Source organism: Staphylococcus sp. IVB6181, assembly GCF_025561445.1.
Classification (GTDB): Bacteria; Bacillota; Bacilli; order Staphylococcales; family Staphylococcaceae; genus Staphylococcus; species Staphylococcus simulans_B.
The window spans coordinates 517,777-536,732 of sequence record NZ_CP095096.1 but is presented as its reverse complement, the minus strand read 5'-3'; the positions used below and the strand labels follow the sequence as shown (position 1 = coordinate 536,732).

The window sequence follows — 18,956 nt, the reverse complement described above, 5'->3', positions numbered from 1 at the left end:
AAATATGTTACTAACTATCGATTAATAGTAGGAAGATACTAAATGTGTATAAACGAAAGCTATAAAACTGAATTAATAGCAATTCTTTCTCAATAAAAAACAATGGCTGAAACATGGAATGCGCTTCTGCCATTGCTTTGAGTTATCCTAAGAATTTGAATATATCTTTAGTATAGAGTTTGAATATTTTCATATAAACAAAGTGTGCGATATATGCGACGGTAAATGGTACGACAAAGAATGCGATAAATACTAAAAGCACTTTCAACCATACATCATCTATATGCAAGAATCTGAAAGCATTGATAGGTCCCACTAAACCGATAATACCAAACCCGGCAGATTCTTTTGTTCCGCCGACACCGATAAAGCTGCCGATAATACCTGAAATAGCAGCTGTTGTGACGATAGGTACCAGCATAATCGGATAACGTACCATGTTCGGAAGCATCATTTTTACACCGCCAAGTATAATCGTAGCAGGTACACCTAAGCGATTGACTTTCCATGTACCAAAGGCAAGTACGGCTTCTGCAGCGGTAATCCCTTCTGAAGCAAAACCTGCGGCTAAACCGGCAATACCGATTGCCATAGATGTTGCGACGGTCGATATCGGCGAGATAATGGTCATACTATAAACAATCGCAATCAGCATACACATTAATACCGGCTGCATTTCTGTAAAAGTATTGATCATTGTTCCGATTGCGGCCGTTACAAGTTTAACGTAAGGTAATGTAACCAAAGTAACAAAGCCTGTAAATACTGCCACAAATGTCGGTAAAATAATTAAGTTCAAACTGCCGAAACGTTCACCAAAGAATAAAATCAATAATGATGCAATCGATGCGGCTAACATTGTGTTGACCAAGTCGCCGATACCGGTAATAACCCAAGCTCCGTTCTTAAATACTGCAGCCCCGCTGCCGATAAATGAAGAGGCAGAAACCACTGCGATACCAAGCGGACTGAATTTAAAACGATGTCCTACCAAAGCTCCGACAAGCATTGGAACTGAAAATTGAATTGCTGTTGTAATTTGATGCAAAACAACAGCGATTTTAAAATGCGGTGCTAATGCTTTTAATAACTCTCCTAATATCGCATTCGGGATTAATCCGGCTACGATCGCAAAAGCGACCCCATTCAAAACATTAAATAGAAATAATTTGGGACTGACTTTCGTCCCTGGTCGTGTGAGTGTACTTTTCATGATGTCTGCTCCTTCAACATTTCAACTTATATTCCTTAAATGATTCGTTCAATTTCTGTTAATCAATAAATCTGAAGATTTCTTTATCGTATAATTTCAACACTTTACTATAAATAAAGTGTGCAATGATTGCGGTAATAAATGGTACAACAAAGAATGCAAGTGCAACTAAAACAGTTTTAATCATGAAGTTGCCGTTTCCTAAGAAACGAAAGGCATTAATTGGACCGACAAGACCGATAATACCGAAACCGGCAGATTCTTTCGTACCGCCGATACCAATCAAACTCGCCACAAATCCGGTAACTGCGGCTGTCGTTGTAATCGGCAAGAAAATGATAGGATGACGCACTAAGTTAGGAAGCATCATTTTTACACCGCCTAAGAAGATAGTCATCGGAACACCTAAGCGGTTGACTCCTAAAGTCCCTACAGTCAATACTGCTTCTACTGCAGCGATACCGATTGAAGCAGAACCTGCAGCTAAACCTTCTATACCGATGGCCATCGATAATGCGGCGGTGGAAATCGGCGAAATAACGATAGATGCATAAACTAATGAAATTAATATACACATCGGAATCGGTTGTAATTCTGTGAAGCTATTAACCATATGACCAATCGCAGAAGTCACTAATTTAACATAAGGCAGAGTATGCAAAGCGATATAACCGGTTAATACTGCCACAAATGTCGGCAAGATAATCAAGTTCAAACTGCCGAAGCGTTCACCGATAAATAAAATCATCAATGAAGCAAGCGCAGCCGCAAACATTGTATTAATCAAATCACCGATACCGGTAATAACCCAAGTATGCCCTTTTAAGACAACTGCGCCGCTCCCCATAAAAGAAGCCGCTGAGACGACTGCTATACCTAGAGGTGTAAATTTTAATCGATACGCAACTAACGCACCGATTAAACAGGGAACCGCAAATTGAATGGCTGTTGTAACATGCAGTAATTGAGTAAAGACAGGATGAAAAGGCACTAAGGCTTTTAAAATTTCACCTAAAATTGCATTAGGGATCAATCCGGCTACAATTCCGATTGCTACCCCATTAAGAAGATTAAAAAGAAAGTATTTAGGACCGATTTTAGTCCCGGGTCGTGTAGGTGCTGTTTGTTCCATAAAAATTCTCCTCTCGTGATGCAAAAAGACATTTATGTTTTTGTAATTTTCAGAATAATTGTAGTGCTTATTGTTGTATAAGTCAATGGTGCAAAATAAAATAAGAGAAGCATTTTACAAATTCAGCTCCTCTTATATCTTCTATACATTATTGTCATCATATTGATACGTTTAATACACATCGTATAACCATTCAATACACAGTGTACTTTAATAATTATTCTTTATTATTTTTAGTGCGTGCAGAGAACGTTAAACCTGCACCTGCAATAGCTACTAATAAACCGACACTTGCCCAAACTAAATTCTGATCTGCTTCGCCAGAATCCGGCAGTTGTTGCGCTGATGCTTGAGCATTGGCTTCATTACCGCTGACTTCTCTCGCTTTCGAAACAAGTTCAGCGACTTTTTCATTATATTCCGCTTGTTCAAGTTGACCAGAATCTTTCATTTTAGTTAACTCGAGTAATTGAGATTGATAAGGTTCATCTAACTGCAGATTTTCAAAACCGATATTTGCCCATCCATCGCCATCTGGATCAGTCGAATCCGGCAACTCTTCACCTGTCACCGCTTTTGCCGCATAAGCTTCTGCACCATCTGCCACATCTTCAATACCGCTGAAGATTAATGCACTTGCTACTAATGCCGTACCGATCATACTCAATCTTTTCATGATAAGCCTCCTACCCTAAAAATAATGATAATGACACACTTCTAAAGTAACCGATACAACCTGCAGAATAAACCCGCTTTACAGTATCTATACAAACTTGATAAGACATTAAAAAAAGCAGCCGAAGCTGCCAACAAACAATATAATACTAATTACCTAAAATTGCAGTGTACTAAAACCACTGAAAAATTCATTCTCTTTTCGCTTTTGAATCACTCATACCTAAAATTGCAGTGTACTAAAACAATAGAGGTAGTGGAACGCATAGTGAAGTAGAATCATTCATACCTAAAATTGCAGTGTACTAAAACGTATACGTTGTTTTTGGATACCTCTTACAGAATCACTCATACCTAAAATTGCAGTGTACTAAAACATAACTGTATGTTGCTTACCATCCATTTGTACCCTTGCATGCATTAAGTTCACAAGTTCCAACCTATATTCTTTAGTCATAAATTCCTCTTTCGGAGGGTGCTTTAGTAAATATAAATCAACCAATGGTCTGAATACTTCAATCATATCGGATGCTAAATTAAAGTGATTACGTGCACCGATATGATGAATAACTAATGCTGGGATTAAACCTTTAGCGACAATTGTTCTCGCTATAGCCGAATTTAAAATAGTATAGCCAAAATTCAGCACCATATTTTCAATTAGAAAATCATCATCTCTTCTAAAATCTTTGAAGAAAGAATTAAAATAATACTTTGCAGCTTGTCCCTCAATATTCATTTCATCTTTGGGAGTGACTAAAGATTGCAGCTGCTTCATTTTGATTATTCTTTCTCAGATATCTCCATATATTTCATACATTGTATCTGATTTTGTATTTTTTGAATCAAGATATGTTTCTACAATTCTCCTTTTTGCGTTTCACCCCATTGGAGCTGTTCCTTCATTTGCCCATACTGATTAAAATGGCCATTAATTGGATGGACCATACATTCAGGTAAGTGTTCCTGATTACAAAATACAACCAAGATATTATATTTCGATAATTCAATCATAAGTCTAGAAGTAATAGTAGTTGTTAGGTCTTCAATCACAATCGCAAAGATATCGCTCAAGGGAATTTTAACTTCTAAATCCCCTTTTGCGACCTTTAAATTATTTAAGTTCAAAGCAAGTTTATCAACTTCCGAAAGATACACGATCCTCCATGCCATTCATTTATCACCCTTTCATTATCATTTGTGGTGACTTCTTGCTTTTAGCTTTGTATAAGTTACCTAAGATGTCGGTAGTATACTTTTCAATCGATGAAATGTTTTTTGAAATCGTCTTTAAAATCCTTGGAGTACTTTTATCATTTAGATTATCTAAAAGTTGCTTATATGTTATTTCAACTAAATTAAGTTCCACCCTATTTGTTAAATCATTATTAACACCTATTACTCTATACAACTCTCCATCTACCTTAATCAAATCATTGTTATAGAAGCTATCCACAAATTGAGCATTTTCACTTATTTTTTTATTAACTTTAGCTTCTTTATATTTTTCAGCATCAATTTCATAAAAACCTTCTTTTTTGATTACATCTAAGTTTTTAACTGTTACAAATTTATATTGATTATTATCTAGATATACGTCAAAACGGTAAGGTTTTAAGGAAAGTTTAACTATTTTATTATTACTACCTGGGTAATCACCTGTGATATCTAAATGCGCATTTAACTTTTTACCTTTATATTTTATTTTTTTAATGATTGGGGCATTATTCTTTTTACTATATTTTGTTAAATAGCTGCCTGTTTCCTCATGGTATTTATATAATGGGTTTTTCTCATTACTATACTGGTCCATAATTGTTTTCAACTTTTTATAAGTTTGTGGATCATGATGATACATCAATAACTTTTCTGGTGATTTTTGTATTAATTTTTTCAAACTATCATTATCTTTATCATATAGATTCTTGATGTTATTAATGGTATACGTATCACCTTTCTCATCTTTACGCGTAGAATACAACGTATCATTAACAAGTTCTCTATTTGCTTTTTTATCTACTCTATGTGAGAACTTATAGTCTTTGAAGTCCTTGATGCCCTGTATTTGATGTGGTGTAACAAAAATCTCTTCGTATTTTTCATCCGACTCAATATTTGTCATATTTTCTGCTTCTTTTTCTTCAATAGGCTGATTCTCTAAAACTTTATTTTGCTTTTCTAATTTTTTCCATTCTTTAAAGACAAAGTCAGCATTCGCAATAATTAATTCATCTTCAGCATGATGCTTATAACCCTGGTTTCTCTCTTTCTTAAACTTCCATTTTCTTCTTAAGAAACTTGTAAATCCGCCGTTTATGGACTTAACTTTCACATCTAAATCATTCACTTTAAAGTAAGATCTCAATAAGTTCATTAATTCTCTTGTCGCATATCTCGTATCTACCAAGTTTCTGTTAATAAACTCTTTTTGAACATTGAAACGATTGATATCTCTTTCTTCAAGTAAATATTCTTTCTTCTTTTTAGAAATTCTATCCTTGCCTTTTGATAAGTTTAGAACATGTTTTTTAAATTGGTCATAGCTGATTTTTGAATCCGCAGAACTTAAATATTGGAATGGTGTTCGATTTCCTTTTTTACTATTTTCTTCTTGCTTCACTAGCACTTTGTTGTTGAAAGAATTATCAAACGATACTGAACGCGGAATAATATGATCCACTTCATAATGATTAGGATTATTTAACAAATCCTCTAAAGGAATCGGCTCTAACGAATAAAGACATCTGCCTTCTTGCATATCGTGCAATTTAATTTTTTCAACTAAGTATTTTGCCTTTTCCTTGCCTGTACTTTTTATAATTTCTTCAATACGTTCATTGGTCTTTTTATTTCTCTTTTGCAATTCTCTAATGTATTTTCGAGCATCGTCAGAATTCTTTTCTCTCGCAAGTTCAATAATAATGTCTTTAGGCAAACCGTACTTTTTAATCACCGCATTCACAACTTTAATTGATTGAATAAATGCACGCTTAACAACTGGTGATAATATAAAGTCCTCTACTAAAATCGTTGGAATTTCATCTTGTTTACTTAAATCAACCTTTTTCGGAACAAGTTTTAAACGATTGAAAATTGCCATTTGATTATCTGTTGAATGCCATAATTCATCTAATATAAGCCGAATTGCTTTTAAAGAAAGACGATGTGTTCCTGTATAACCTGTTAATTGTGAAATATCATTAATTTCATCGTTTGTTAGAACCGTATCCAATGTTTCTAATTCTTCTTGGATATCTTCAGGAGATTGATAAATTGTCAACAACTCAGCGATTTGATCTAAAAGTACAGTATCTTCTAAGACTTCTTTTCTTGATGTCACTTTTTTAATATCGTGATAAATTTTAAACGTAGTAAATTCTGGTTTCCCAGTACTTGTCACACGGAATCCTTTAATATCCTCTGGATTAACAGATATTTCATCTGCAATTTGTTTAAGCGTTGGCTTTTTCTTTTGTTTAAAAACATTTTCAATGATTTGGAATTTTTCATAATACTCCAATTTATCATTTTCATCTCGTTCAATAATTAAGTTATTCAAATCATTAAGTGCATTATATAAATCTGCACTGTACGCATACTTTACACTTCTCAATTCTTCTGGGAAATATGTACAATGCCCCATTAACATGGCATACCATTCTTTGATATCTTTCCAACCAAACGGACTGCCTTCACCTGGGCCTTCATAATAAGTTCTTCTTGTTTCTAATAGTTCTATATACTTATCAATAAATGATTGATCTAATTGATGATATTCCTTTTGCATACTTAATATTTTTCTAGCTTCTTTTACGTAATCTGAAGTTTTGAATCTATTCGAGGCACCACGTACCTCACCGGTCTCATTTAAGCGTTCTAGCTGAAGTTCAGCAACATACTTGTCACTTAATGCCTTATTATTTCTCGCAATTTGTTCTTTGGTAGATAGTTCATTACCTGTGTCTTCTTCAACTTCATTTACGTTATGTACACCTCTGCGTTTAGCTAAATGTAATAATGCAGCGGATAATTCTGCTTTGGTTAAAATATTATATAAGCCTTTTACACGCGCCTTATAAGGATTAATTATTTCTAATTCTGTATTTTCATCAATCAAATGGTAATCAAAAATCAATTTTTTCACACGCTGCAATCTATGTCTGCGGCGTCTTTTAAGTCTGCGTGCACCACGTTTTGAACGACGTCCTTCATTGTTTTCTACATTTGCTTCTTTAAACAAACGTACCCCCGCATCAACTACTTCTCGCGTTTCATAATCAATAATTCCATAACCTACAGAAGTAATACCAATATCCAGACCTAAAATATAATTCTTGCTCATCTCACCACTCCTTAAAGTTTGAATATTGAAACTATTTAATGATAAAAAAATCTCGCCAACAAGTTGACGAGATAAACACGGCATTTTGCCTTGTTTTAGTAGATACTGCAATTTTAGGTATAAGTACAATACATATACGTTGTATTGTACTTAAATTACATTTTATTAAGCGTGGCACGTCAAGTGTTTTAGTGAGTCTTTATACCTCTATATTATTACTTACGCAACTTTTGCTTGTGCTTGTTTACGCGGACGTTCCTTGATAATACGATACATTAAGAATGCGATAATAATAATCGGTACTGCCATAATATAGAACGGCATTCTCCAACTCATTCCCATTTCAGCAACTGTAATACTTGAAATGAAATAACCGATAGAAGTACCAAAAGCCATACCGCTGTTAATCAAAGCACTGCCAAGCGTGATATTCTTTTCTGTTATTGCTTCTGATGAGAGTGCATATTGCGGACCATAGAACATCCCTTGTGCTAATCCGACAATCACCCATGCAATTATAAATAGGAAGTAACTCGGCATCATACCTGTAATAACCATGAAAATACCGAAGATTAAAAAGCTGGGTACTAATATTTTCTTTCTGCCGATCTTATCCCCTAAAATACCCGATGGAATCTGTGTGACTGTGTATCCGATGAAGAATAAACTCATAATTAAACCTAACTGCGCATTATCTAATGTAAATTCTGATTTGATATCCCCCATAATCGGATTCAAAATCGTACGCGCAGCATAAATAACTAACCAACCTAACGTAAATACAGCAACAAGTTTCATCCAATAACGATTACTAACTTGAGTTGCTTTGTTGTTATTCATAACGTTTGCTCCTTTACTATTTCTTTCATCTTAAGCATAGCTAAAAAAGCAAATAATAGCATTGTCATTTCTTCCAATTTACACTTTGCTTTTTGACTGTTTTATACATTTAATAATTAAAGTGCAAAAAAGCAAGATTTATTTTAATGTATTTATAAGATAAGTTTAGAATTGTCACACATTAGACATAAAACTTTCAAATTATGCTAAATATATACACTTTCATATCTTTTGAAATTTGTAATAATAAATCATAGCAATTCTCTAAATCGTAATAACTACAATATAGAAAGATAAGAGGTACACAATGAAACACAACACATTTAATCCTTTGCAACGTTTGCACTTCTATGCAGCTATTTTTATTACACCATTATTAATTACTTTAACCCTGTCAGGTATTGCTTATTTGTTCTTTCCTGAAGTCGAACATAATCTTTATAAACAAGAATTGTTCGGACAAAGCGAGCACAAATCGCATCAAACCATGACAGATGCTATCAAACAAATTGAAAAGCAGCACCCAGGCTTTACCATTAATAAAGTCAGTGTTATGGAATCACCATACAACAATCGTATTACGATCGGTGACATGCAAGGCAATTCCTATTACATTTTCCTTGATGAACATAACCAGATTGTTGCCCAGCAGAATGCTAAATACACTTATTCCAATATGACAAGAAGCATACATAGTTCGCTTTCCACAGAAAATACAGTCATCAATTATTTAGTAGAACTCACAGCATGCTGGACAGTGTTCATGATATTATCTGGTATTTATATGCTGGTACGAAAGAAATTATTCACTTCCAAAAGCAAAGCACTTAAGTTCCAAAAGTGGCACGCTATACTTGGATTGATTGTCGCAATTCCTATGTTGATTTTAGTCTTTACCGGCTTGCCATGGTCTGCTTTTATGGGAGATAAAATCAATAAAGTCGCGACAACTTATCCGGCACTAGGTCAAACAGAACTTGTCGCAAATCCTCCTAAGTCAGAAGCTAACGAAATTCCTTGGGCTATGCGTCAAAAAACTGCACCGAATTCAAACAATAGCGGCGGTCACCACGGTGATATGGCCATGCCGATGACCAATACACCAGGTCAATTATCTTTAGACAAAGTTATTCAAAAAGCTGAACAGCAAGGTCTGACACGTCCGTTTGCGATTGTGTATCCGACAAGTGCTGATGGTTCCTTTACTTTATCTAAAGCCAGCAACAGCGGTGTGACTGGTTTTGACGTATCACCTGAGAAAGAAACAACACAATACATGGATCAATATACAGGCAAGTGTTTAGGCAAAGTAGATTACCAAGAGTACGGTATTCTAGCAAAATGGCTTACTTGGGGCATCCCGCTTCACGAAGGCCATCTCTTCGGCACACCTAATAAAATCATTAATCTGCTGGTTTGTATCGCCTTTTTAGCAGGCATTGTATTCGGCTTTGTTTCTTGGCTGAAACGCTTAAACCGCATGAAAACACCAGATCCATTGCCAAAACGCATTAAAAAACCTATGTCTATTTCCTTAATCATTGTGCTGATTATACTTGGTATCTTAATGCCGTTATTCGGCTTCTCATTAATTATTGTCTTTATCATAGAAGGACTGCTTTACTTTAAAGATCAACGTAAGCAAACCACTTCTTTTAAATAAGATAGCTTATAAATTAAATTATCAATTTTATTTGTTTAAGTCTGATACTATAATTTAATTAACAAGGAATTCCACATGAAATAACCCCCTTACTATTGCAGTAGTAAGGGGGGCTTTTTAGGTATTGACTATCGTCGCCTATTTTTTTATTAATGACGCCTGAGAGTTAGACAACCTTGTTATAATAGTATTTATCAACTTAAAGTCAGAATAAATTCAGCTCAAAATCTACTTCAAAACTTCTTCAATCTTATTTATAATGACGCCAAAAAGTAGTAATCTCAGCTTTATCTTCTAAATTGTATTGAATCATATCTTTCAACAAGTCGAAATCGATATCTTGTGTCCATTTAATACGAAACAGATTTTCAGTATACGTATAACCGTTTTGGTCAAAACGTTCAATAAACGGTTTCATACCTGCTGCTTCAGGATTAATTGAAAAATGTGCTTTTGCTCGGCTGAAACCGATAATATAAGTACCGTGATGTGTATACATCGGCTGATTCCATTTAATCACTTTCTCTAAATCTGGAAAGTTTTCATCCACAAAGTTAAAGACTGTCGTCATGATTTCTTTTTGTTTCGGATCTTCTATTTGGTTTAAATATTCATTAAAATTCTCCATGTCATCCACCTTTATCAATTGATGTCTTTATTATAAAAGAGTGTATTAGAAAGTGCTATTCTTATGAAAAAGGAATAAAAAGAGAAGCGGTAAAATACTGTCCGATTTTACCGCTTCTCTTTCACTTATATCTTGTTATTAAAATAATGAGTTATCTCTTTACTTAGCAGTTAATTCATCTTCTACTTCACCAGCTGAAGACAGCATCGCAAACACATAGAATAAGATGCCCATTACAACAAGTGAAATAATACCTGATAGCCAGCTGCCTGTCGCATCATGCAAGAATCCGATTAAGAACGGACCGACAGCTGCGACAAAGTAACCGATAGATTGGCCGAAGCCTGATAAGGCAATACTGCCGTCGCTTGTACGTGCACGAATAGAGAAGAATGTCATACATAGACTAAATCCTGATCCCATACCGAAACCTGCTAAAATCATACCGATAATCAGTAATGTAAAGGATTGTGAGAAGAAGAGTGCAAATCCGACCACAAAGAATGCGGAAACGATTGTCACTAATAATTTTTGGTTCTTCATACGTGACGCTAAAATCGGGAAGATAAAGGTCATAGGTACTTGTGCGAATTGGTTTAACATCAGCAAGTAGCCTGCAGTAGATTGATCTACACCTCTATCTACTAGAATAGAAGGTACCCATGCGACAACTGTGTAGAAAATCATAGATTGGAAGCCCATCATCAATGCGACTGTCCAAGCGAGTTTAGAACGACTGATTTTAAACTTCTTGCGTTCTGTTTGTGCAGCTTCTGCCAGCATAGCTTTCTCTTGTTTAGTGCCTGAAAGCATTTGCGGAATCCATAGCACAATCGCAATCGCCGCAAAGATTAACCAGAATGCAAGTGACAGACGATATGTATCCACTTGAGATAATGGGAAGCTGAGTCCGCCGCCTAAGCCGGCTGTAAAGTTCATTGTACCGCTGTATAAACCAGTCATTAAACCGATTTGAAGCGGGAATTTCCATTTAACGTAACTTGGTAATACAACGTTGCCGAATGCAATACCGACACCTAGCAAGATTGTCCCTAGGATGAATATCGGAAAGCCTCCTGACACACGTATAATTAAAGCGAGAATAACGACAATTGTAGAAAAGAATACTGTCTTAGACATTGTTAAGCGTGATGATACTTTTGATACAAATGGAGACACAATCCCGAAGATTAATAAAGGAATTGTAGTCAGAATCCCTGCCACACTATTGTTGATTGAGAGTGCATCTTTAATCTGATCAATGACCGGTCCTACAGACGTTAATGGTGCACGCAAAGTAGACGCGACAAAGACCATCGCTAAAACAATCAACCATGAATCTCTTAATCTATGTTTTTGGTAGAGTTCATTCTGTGCCATGTGCTCACCCTTTCTTCCTATATAGGTTCATTTGTAAATAAAGAGAGAGGCAGGACAGATTTTAAAATCTACCCACCTCATTGATTTAACTTTATTTTATGGCTTATCTCATATCAACCCTTGCATGAAAGATTAAGCTTATTTATTCGGAACGATACGTGTACCTGCTTTACCTTCTAAAGCTTCTACAGCATCAGCTAATGCGCAAATAATTGATTCTTTGCCTGTTTCCGCAAATTCGATAGCAGCTTGGATTTTCGGCAACATGCTTCCAGCTGGGAATTGTCCGTCAGCCACATGTTTTTTCGCTTCATCCACTGTAATCGTTTCAAGTTTTGCTTCATTTTCTTTGCCGTAGTTAATATAAACATTCGGTACATCTGTCAACATGATGAACGTATCCGCATTCACTTGTTCAGCTAATTTCAAGCCTGAACGGTCTTTATCGATAACCGCTTCTAAACCGTGAATTTCATTATTATCATCACGATATACAGGAATACCGCCGCCTGATGAAATAACAACAGTGTCTTCCATTAAGCGTTTAATCGCATCTACACCGTTAATTACCATCGGTTCTGGTGAAGGTACTACACGACGGTAGCCGCGGCCAGCATCTTCAACCATAGTGAATCCTTCTTCTTCTTCCATCAATCTTGCTTGTTCTTCAGTGAAGAACACACCGATTGGTTTTGATGGATTTTTGAATGCCGGATCATCTTTGTCTACTTCTACCATAGTCAATAATGATACGACTCTTGGATCCATATTGCGTCGGATCAAATCATTTTTAAGTGCACTTTCTAACATATAACCGATGAAACCTTGTGATTCAGCGTTGCACACATCAATCGGCATTGGCGCAACTTGATCTTTTGCGGCTTCATTTTGCACGATAATGTTTCCGACTTGCGGTCCGTTACCATGTGTTACAACGATTTGGTGGCCGCTTTCTTTAATATCAGCCATTCTGCTCGCTGCATTTTTAACGTTGTTATATTGATTTTCAAAAGTTGTTTCTTGGCCAGGCTGCAAGATTGCGTTACCGCCAAGTGCTAAAACAACATATTTACCCATTCTTCTTTCACTCCTTCAATAAAGCTGTATACATTCCGTATAATGTGTCTTTACCTGATGATGAGCCTACTTGGAGGAGTTGTTTCAATGTTGACTGAGAGGCATCTTCCATCAAATCAGTTAATCTAGAACTAAAAATACCTTGAATCGCATAAGATAAAAAGGTTTGGCTGACTAATGTCGTTAAAGGTTGTGAGACAAGTTGTTCAATTTGTGCCATATGCGCTTTGGTGATGAAAGGCTGGATAAAATGAATGAATAACAATCCGACTAATATATCATCGCCTGAGGGCGTCAAACCTTGTCCTCGCCCAATCAAATAAGTTAATTCAGACTTCGCATCTCCATGTGGGTTTGACAACGCTTCGTACACAGACAGGATTTTAGCTTTGTCGAAATCACCGTCGGCATATTCACTGAAATCAAATGCTTGGATATTTGATTTTAATGCATTGACATCAGCCTGCTCGAAATTTTGACTCCCTTTATAAACTTCAGCATTTAAACTGAGTTGCAGATGACGATCAAACGCTAAAGCTGTTGGTCTGACTTTCAGCGTTTGACCGACTGAAACCGATGCGAGCAACTGGTCTCTTGTATACGCATCGACTACAACTCCAAATGGAAACATACCATTTTCTGTGGTTCCGATAAAGATGAGATTGTCATCTTTATCCACCACATTAAAACCTTTATTAAAGCGACTATGCACTTTAAGTTCTGTTGTATTGTTAATTATCTTAATTGCACTTGCTCCGATAGCTTGTGCTGCTAAAATCATCCATTAAATCCTAATTTTTCAGCATAAGCTGTGATTGCTTTTTCGAAGCATTCGATTGGAGGGTGTACTGTACCCGCACCGATTTTTCCGAAGCCTGCAATTTTGTGTGCAATACCTGTGTTGATAACTGGTGTGATACCTTTCTCAACAACTAAACGTGCATCGATACCTAAGCAAGCACCTTTGAAGTCCCATGTAGGAATTGAGAAGTTAGGGTTCTCGCCTACACAGATTTCAGTCATTTCATCTGATGTTGCTAAAGCATCTTGGAATCCGCCAGTACCAACGAAACGTGTTACTGCTGGTGCTGCGATCATTGCCATACCGCCGACACCGATTGTCTCAGTAATCGCTGAGTCGCCGATATCAGGGTTCGCATCGTCTGCTGAATAGCCAGTGAAATATAAACCTTGCGGTGTATTAACAGGTGCTGTGAACCATTCGTCGCCCATACCTGCAATACGGATACCGAAGTTTTCACCGTTACGGCACATCGCTGTAACGATTGTACCATGTTGGATTTCACGTGCAGCATCCATCATTGCTTTACCTGTAGCCATAGCTACGTTTAAGAAGAATTGGTCAGTGTCTGCTAAGAACTGAATTACTTCTGTACGTTTTTCAGGCGCAACATCTTCTAATTCAGAGATGATTGGTGCCACTTCTTTTAAGAATGCTAATGAAGCTGCAATATTACGTTGGTGGAATTCGTCGCCCATCGCAATTGCTTTTGCGATTAATACGTTAACGTTTAAACCATCTTCCATTTGACGAACCGCTTTGCCTAATACCGGACCTAATACATCTTTCATCCAGTGTAAACGATTCACAACTGTTTCATTGTAAGCACCGAAACGTAATACTGCCCCGATACCTTCGTTCATTTGACAATATGCTTCATTGCCGCTTTCTCTGTTTTCAACAACCAATACAGGCATGTTCATTGAAGTAATACCGCCCATTGGTCCTACTGCATTAACATGGTGACAAGGGATGAACGTGATTTCGTCGTTTTCTAATAATTCACGTGCACCTTCTTCGTCTTTTGCCCATCCTTCAAATAGGATAGCGCCGACACATGCACCTTTCATAGGATCTGTCATGTTTTCATATTTAATCGGCGGGCCGGCATGTAATAAAACACGCTCTTTCAGTTCAGAAATTTTATCTTTTGCAGGTACCACGTCAACTAGGAATGGTGCCGCTGCAATCATTTTATCTATGACAGCTTGGTTTGCTTCATCAATTGTTTGGTAACCCATTATACAGACTCTCCTTCGAAGTTGTTTAAGAATTGTAATACTTTCATTAGTTTTTCATTTCCGCCAGCAACCGGTCTCCAGTTGAATTGCACAACGTCTGCGCCGCTTTCGTCAATTGCTGTCGCAAAGCTTTTCAGTCCAACGTTGATAACGCTTGGTGTTGTGTTGATTAATTGAAGAATCTTATCATCTACTGATAAGTCAACCGGTGTTGCTTCGAATGACTCTTCTTTCAATTCAGGTTGTTCAGCTTTATGACCTGTTAATTCGATTGCTGATCGTACCATTTGGTCGTTTGTTTCGCAGATTTGTGCACCTGCTGCTTCTAATGTTTTGATTTGTTGTTCATAGTTTTGAGGATCGTGTTCTGTACCTACAACAGTCGCAAGTACAGCAATGTCGCGTCCAGCAGCTTTTGCTTCGCTGATGATATCTTCAATTGCTGGTGCTAATTGACTTGCCATATCTTCATGGCTGCCGTAACCGATCACGTTGTCTAACATGATGACTGCAGTGTTTTCGTCTTTAGCTGCTTCTTGTAATTTTTCGATACGTTTGCCTGGGTCGATCATTGGGTGAGGACGGCCTTGTGTATACATGTCATCACCTAAGTCAATGATTTCATGGTTGCCTGCTTTGTAAGTGAAACCTTCTGTAGTTTCATCTTTCAAGCCGTCAAACGCGTCTTTAACAAGCATTGCTGCTTCACTTGCTAATGTACCGCCTGAGTAGTAACCTTTGATGCCGTCTTGGCCATCTTTCAATGAAGCTTTGATTGCTTTTGTTGCTGGTTTGAATTCAGGTTTTTCGCCATTAGAAAGTTGAACTGATACACGTGCAGCTTCTTCTAAAGTATAAGCATGGTAAATGTTTGCTTCAGTATATTCTGGTTTGTGGCCTAAGAATAATGTCACAACTGGTTTGTCGATATTACGAAGCAAGTTCAATACTTTTTCTTCTACTTCTTTAGCTGGCGGTTTTGAAACAACTGTAATGACTTTAACAGCTGGATCTTGTGCTAACGCTTTGATACTATCCATCATTGTGATAGCGCCGACTTCTGTTGATAAGTCGCGGCCGCCTGTACCGATTGCGTTTGTTACACCTTTGCCTTCGCGGTCAACAATTGTAGTTACTTCTTGGATACCTGTACCTGAAGCACCTACGATACCGATGTCGCCTTTGTTGACGATGTTTGTGAATGCTAATGGCAATGAGTGGATAATACCTGTACCGCAGTCAGGACCCATTACTAATAACCCTTTGTCATGTGCCATTTCTTTCAAACGTACTTCATCATCTTTAGGTACGTTGTCACTGAACATGAAGACATGCAAGTTGTTTCTTAATGCTGTTTCAGCTTCCATTGCCGCATATTGTCCAGGAACTGAAATCAATGCAAGGTTCGGATTATTTGCTTTATCTAACGCTTGGTTCCAGTTAGACACTTCTTGTTGTTTGTCAGCTTTATCATCTTCGCCTTTGCCTTTCAACTCGTCTTCAACTTGTTGATTCACTTCATCAACCATTGACTCATCGTCTGTATCAATCATGATAACGATGTCGTTTGGTTTTGCTTCGTCTAATTCTGGTGAATCGAAACCTGAAGCTCTGAAGATATCTTTGTTTGCGGGTGTACCCATCATAATTGATACTTTGTTAACGCCATCCATTGCTGATAATTTGTTCGATAACAACATCAATACAATAGAGTCTTGATACGTATTCTCTTTAATAATTGTATATAACATAACTGTCCTCCATTATTATTCTGCAAATCTGTTTTTACCGTGATAACGGTCGTAATGAACATCATCTGACTTTAAGTAGTCATAGATATCATCAACAATTTCAATACCATCTTGGTCGTATTTTTCACTGCGCAAGCGGCCGCGTTCACCTGGATAGTAAACTTCGCCGTAACCTTTTTCTGCAGGTTGTGCTTTCAGCTCATCGAGCATTGTAGAAAGCTGTGCTTTGAATTGTTTTGTGTCTGTGAAGTACGCCGGGTTGATTACTACGTGCAATTGGCCTAAATCTCTGCCTTTTGTTAAATCTTTATACATAGATGAAACATGACCGCCAAACGGCAAGCCGAGCAAGCTGCCTGATAAGATGTCTACCATCATCATCAAGCCGTAGCCTTTAGGACCAGCAACAGGTACTAAAGCATGTACTGCACGAGAATCAGTTGTAGGCTCGCCATTCTCATCTACTGCCCAAGTATCTGGAATAGATTGGCCTTTAGAACGTGCATCTAATACTTTGCCCCATGCTTGTACAGTTGTCGCCATATCAAATGTAATCACGCGATCATCATTTGTCGGTGCACTGAATGCAATAGGGTTTGTACCGAAGTAGGGTTCAGTTCCGCCGAATGGTACAACCATCGGGTCAGATTGACACATACTGATACCGACCATATCTTGGTCTGCAGCCATTTCTACGAAATAACCTAACGCACCGCTGTGACTGATGTTTTTCACGCCGACTACTGCAATGCCGTTTTCTTTCGCCATTTCAATCGCTTTATCCATTGCTTGTTTCGCTGCTTGATGTCCTGGGCCGTTGTCGCCGTGGAACACCGCTGAAGATGGGCCTGTTTTTTCAAACTCATAATTAGGATGTGCATTAATGCCGCCTTTTGCTATACGTTCTGCATAGTATTCAACACGTACTGCACCATGAGAATGAATACCGCGATGGTCCGCAAATGTTAATACATCTGATACATCGCTTGCCGCATCTTCTTGAAGGCCAGCTTTCATTAATTTATTTTTCATTAACTCATAAAGCTCTTTTTTAGTAACACGCATCACAAAACCCTCCTGACTTATTTGAATATTCTATTAATTTATTAATCTGCAAAATCAAGAAAATAAGCGGTGCCGGTGCAACGACCAGCACCGCTCATTCAATTTCAATTAGTAAACTTGTTCTGACTTCATATAGTCATAGATAGATTGCGGAATCGGAATACCTGTTTCTTTGTATTTGCTTTCCACATCTTCTTGTATTTCTCCTGGGTAGTAAACTTGATCAAAGCCTTTTGCAGGATCAATGTCGTGAAGTTCTTGAACCATTTGTTCCATTTGGGACAAGAATTGTGTTTCGTCGCCAAAGTAGCTTGGATTAATGACCAAGTGGAATTGGCCTAAACGACGATATGCACTGTAATCTTCATACATTGAAGACACATGTTGTCCAAACGGCAATCCAAGCAAGCTGCCTGATAAGATGTCTACCATCATCATCAAGCCGTAGCCTTTCGGTCCGGCAACCGGAAGCAAGGCACTTACTTTATAAGGATCTGTTGTCGGTTCGCCTTTATCATCCACTGCCCAAGTATCTGGGATAGAATGATTTTTAGAACGTGCATCCAAGATTTTGCCCCACGCTTGTACTGTCGTCGCCATATCAAAGACGATGGCTTTGCCGTCTTTTCTTGGTGCGCCGAACGCGATAGGGTTCGTACCGAAGTACGGTTTAGAACCGCCGAATGGTACGACCATCGGGTCAGATTGGCACACACTTAGTGAGACTAAGCCTTGCTCAGCTGCCATTTTAGTGTAATAACCGATAGCACCGCTATGGCCCATTTCTTTTACACCGACAGCCGCAATACCGTTTTCTTTCGCCATTTTAATCGCTTCTTCCATTGCATGGTAAGCAGCGTAATGGCCGACAGTATTATCTGCGTAGTAAATCCCGCTGGATGGTCCTGTTTTTCAAACTTGATATTCGGTTCTAGATTGAACCCGCCTTTTGCTGTACGTTCTGCGTAATATTGCAGACGCACGGCACCATGTGAATGGATACCGCGTGCATCCGCAAACATCATCAGTTCCGCAACTTTATCTGCGTACTTCTTCGGCATACCTGCAAGCATTAGTTTATCTGTAAATAATTGGCGTAATTCATCAAAGCCAACGTAAACTAAATTTTCTTCACTCATGTTTTAGA

Annotated in this window: 14 protein-coding genes, 2 pseudogenes and 1 CRISPR repeat array; of the genes and pseudogenes, 1 reads left to right on the top strand and 15 read right to left on the bottom strand. The window is 37.5% G+C overall.

What is annotated here, in order from left to right; translation table 11 throughout:
• Window positions 1–142 precede the first annotated feature (142 nt).
• From MUA90_RS02295 to MUA90_RS02270, 7 genes and pseudogenes are all read right to left on the bottom strand, one after another.
• Entirely contained in the window at window positions 143–1,213 is a 1,071-nt protein-coding gene (locus MUA90_RS02295; RefSeq protein WP_262588077.1) for a PTS sugar transporter subunit IIC, read from the bottom strand.
• A gap of 58 nt (window positions 1,214–1,271) precedes the next feature.
• Complete coding sequence (locus MUA90_RS02290; RefSeq protein ID WP_262588076.1) at window positions 1,272–2,345, bottom strand: PTS sugar transporter subunit IIC; 1,074 nt, start codon at window positions 2,343–2,345, stop codon at window positions 1,272–1,274.
• Between the two features lie 217 nt (window positions 2,346–2,562).
• Complete coding sequence (locus tag MUA90_RS02285) at window positions 2,563–3,021, bottom strand: LPXTG cell wall anchor domain-containing protein (RefSeq protein WP_232167889.1); 459 nt, start codon at window positions 3,019–3,021, stop codon at window positions 2,563–2,565.
• A gap of 150 nt (window positions 3,022–3,171) precedes the next feature.
• Window positions 3,172–3,397: direct repeats of the CRISPR family, unit length 29 nt; unit sequence TCATACCTAAAATTGCAGTGTACTAAAAC.
• A 59-nt stretch (window positions 3,398–3,456) separates the two neighbouring features.
• Window positions 3,457–3,759: pseudogene (locus MUA90_RS14030) on the bottom strand (CRISPR-associated endonuclease Cas1); the annotation flags it as partial.
• A 119-nt stretch (window positions 3,760–3,878) separates the two neighbouring features.
• Window positions 3,879–4,193, bottom strand: a complete 315-nt coding sequence (locus MUA90_RS02280; RefSeq protein WP_262588074.1) for a CRISPR-associated endonuclease Cas1 — start codon at window positions 4,191–4,193, stop codon at window positions 3,879–3,881.
• A gap of 7 nt (window positions 4,194–4,200) precedes the next feature.
• Window positions 4,201–7,362 carry a type II CRISPR RNA-guided endonuclease Cas9 gene (gene cas9, locus MUA90_RS02275; RefSeq protein ID WP_262588072.1) on the bottom strand — a complete coding sequence of 1,054 codons (3,162 nt, stop codon included), beginning with the start codon at window positions 7,360–7,362 and terminating at the stop codon, window positions 4,201–4,203.
• A gap of 219 nt (window positions 7,363–7,581) precedes the next feature.
• Window positions 7,582–8,202, bottom strand: a complete 621-nt coding sequence (locus tag MUA90_RS02270) for an MFS transporter (RefSeq protein WP_262588071.1) — start codon at window positions 8,200–8,202, stop codon at window positions 7,582–7,584.
• A 307-nt stretch (window positions 8,203–8,509) separates the two neighbouring features.
• Here MUA90_RS02270 and MUA90_RS02265 point away from each other — a divergent pair, with 307 nt between their 5' ends.
• Complete coding sequence (locus tag MUA90_RS02265) at window positions 8,510–9,865, top strand: PepSY-associated TM helix domain-containing protein (RefSeq protein WP_262588070.1); 1,356 nt, start codon at window positions 8,510–8,512, stop codon at window positions 9,863–9,865.
• Window positions 9,866–10,115: 250 nt separating this feature from the next.
• Here MUA90_RS02265 and MUA90_RS02260 read toward each other — a convergent pair whose 3' ends face one another.
• From MUA90_RS02260 to allD (MUA90_RS02225), 8 genes and pseudogenes are all read right to left on the bottom strand, one after another.
• A complete protein-coding gene (locus MUA90_RS02260) occupies window positions 10,116–10,493 on the bottom strand; it encodes an iron chaperone (protein ID WP_232167902.1) in 378 nt (125 codons plus the stop codon).
• 159 nt (window positions 10,494–10,652) lie between these two features.
• The gene (locus tag MUA90_RS02255) at window positions 10,653–11,873 is read right to left on the bottom strand and encodes a CynX/NimT family MFS transporter (protein WP_262588067.1); all 1,221 of its coding nucleotides are present in this window, start codon (window positions 11,871–11,873) and stop codon (window positions 10,653–10,655) included.
• Between the two features lie 138 nt (window positions 11,874–12,011).
• Entirely contained in the window at window positions 12,012–12,950 is a 939-nt protein-coding gene (gene arcC / locus MUA90_RS02250; RefSeq protein WP_262588066.1) for a carbamate kinase, read from the bottom strand.
• 7 nt (window positions 12,951–12,957) lie between these two features.
• Window positions 12,958–13,731, bottom strand: a complete 774-nt coding sequence (locus MUA90_RS02245) for an oxamate carbamoyltransferase subunit AllH family protein (RefSeq protein ID WP_262588065.1) — start codon at window positions 13,729–13,731, stop codon at window positions 12,958–12,960.
• Entirely contained in the window at window positions 13,728–14,993 is a 1,266-nt protein-coding gene (locus MUA90_RS02240) for a YlbE family protein (protein ID WP_262588063.1), read from the bottom strand. The genes MUA90_RS02245 and MUA90_RS02240 overlap by 4 nt, the downstream gene beginning before the upstream one ends.
• Window positions 14,993–16,744: an acyl-CoA synthetase FdrA gene (locus tag MUA90_RS02235; RefSeq protein ID WP_262588062.1), complete on the bottom strand. Its 1,752-nt coding sequence runs from the start codon at window positions 16,742–16,744 to the stop codon at window positions 14,993–14,995. Before MUA90_RS02235 ends, MUA90_RS02240 begins: the two co-directional genes overlap by 1 nt.
• 15 nt (window positions 16,745–16,759) lie before the next feature.
• The gene (gene allD / locus MUA90_RS02230) at window positions 16,760–17,809 is read right to left on the bottom strand and encodes an ureidoglycolate dehydrogenase (protein WP_262588061.1); all 1,050 of its coding nucleotides are present in this window, start codon (window positions 17,807–17,809) and stop codon (window positions 16,760–16,762) included.
• 108 nt (window positions 17,810–17,917) lie between these two features.
• Window positions 17,918–18,948: pseudogene (gene allD, locus MUA90_RS02225) on the bottom strand (ureidoglycolate dehydrogenase).
• Between the last annotated feature and the right edge of the window lie 8 nt (window positions 18,949–18,956).

Bases quoted from the DNA above. Each gene is read 5' to 3' on its own strand.
- arcC (WP_262588066.1), bottom strand. From the start codon at position 12,950: ATGGGTAAATATGTTGTTTTAGCACTTGGCGGTAACGCAATCTTGCAG.
- MUA90_RS02295 (WP_262588077.1), bottom strand. From the start codon at position 1,213: ATGAAAAGTACACTCACACGACCAGGGACGAAAGTCAGTCCCAAATTA.
- cas9 (WP_262588072.1), bottom strand. From the start codon at position 7,362: ATGAGCAAGAATTATATTTTAGGTCTGGATATTGGTATTACTTCTGTA.
- MUA90_RS02265 (WP_262588070.1), top strand. From the start codon at position 8,510: ATGAAACACAACACATTTAATCCTTTGCAACGTTTGCACTTCTATGCA.
- MUA90_RS02285 (WP_232167889.1), bottom strand. From the start codon at position 3,021: ATGAAAAGATTGAGTATGATCGGTACGGCATTAGTAGCAAGTGCATTA.
- MUA90_RS02255 (WP_262588067.1), bottom strand. From the start codon at position 11,873: ATGGCACAGAATGAACTCTACCAAAAACATAGATTAAGAGATTCATGG.
- MUA90_RS02235 (WP_262588062.1), bottom strand. From the start codon at position 16,744: ATGTTATATACAATTATTAAAGAGAATACGTATCAAGACTCTATTGTA.
- MUA90_RS02245 (WP_262588065.1), bottom strand. From the start codon at position 13,731: ATGATTTTAGCAGCACAAGCTATCGGAGCAAGTGCAATTAAGATAATT.
- MUA90_RS02260 (WP_232167902.1), bottom strand. From the start codon at position 10,493: ATGGAGAATTTTAATGAATATTTAAACCAAATAGAAGATCCGAAACAA.
- allD (WP_262588061.1), bottom strand. From the start codon at position 17,809: ATGCGTGTTACTAAAAAAGAGCTTTATGAGTTAATGAAAAATAAATTA.
- MUA90_RS02270 (WP_262588071.1), bottom strand. From the start codon at position 8,202: ATGAATAACAACAAAGCAACTCAAGTTAGTAATCGTTATTGGATGAAA.
- MUA90_RS02240 (WP_262588063.1), bottom strand. From the start codon at position 14,993: ATGGGTTACCAAACAATTGATGAAGCAAACCAAGCTGTCATAGATAAA.
- MUA90_RS02280 (WP_262588074.1), bottom strand. From the start codon at position 4,193: ATGGCATGGAGGATCGTGTATCTTTCGGAAGTTGATAAACTTGCTTTG.
- MUA90_RS02290 (WP_262588076.1), bottom strand. From the start codon at position 2,345: ATGGAACAAACAGCACCTACACGACCCGGGACTAAAATCGGTCCTAAA.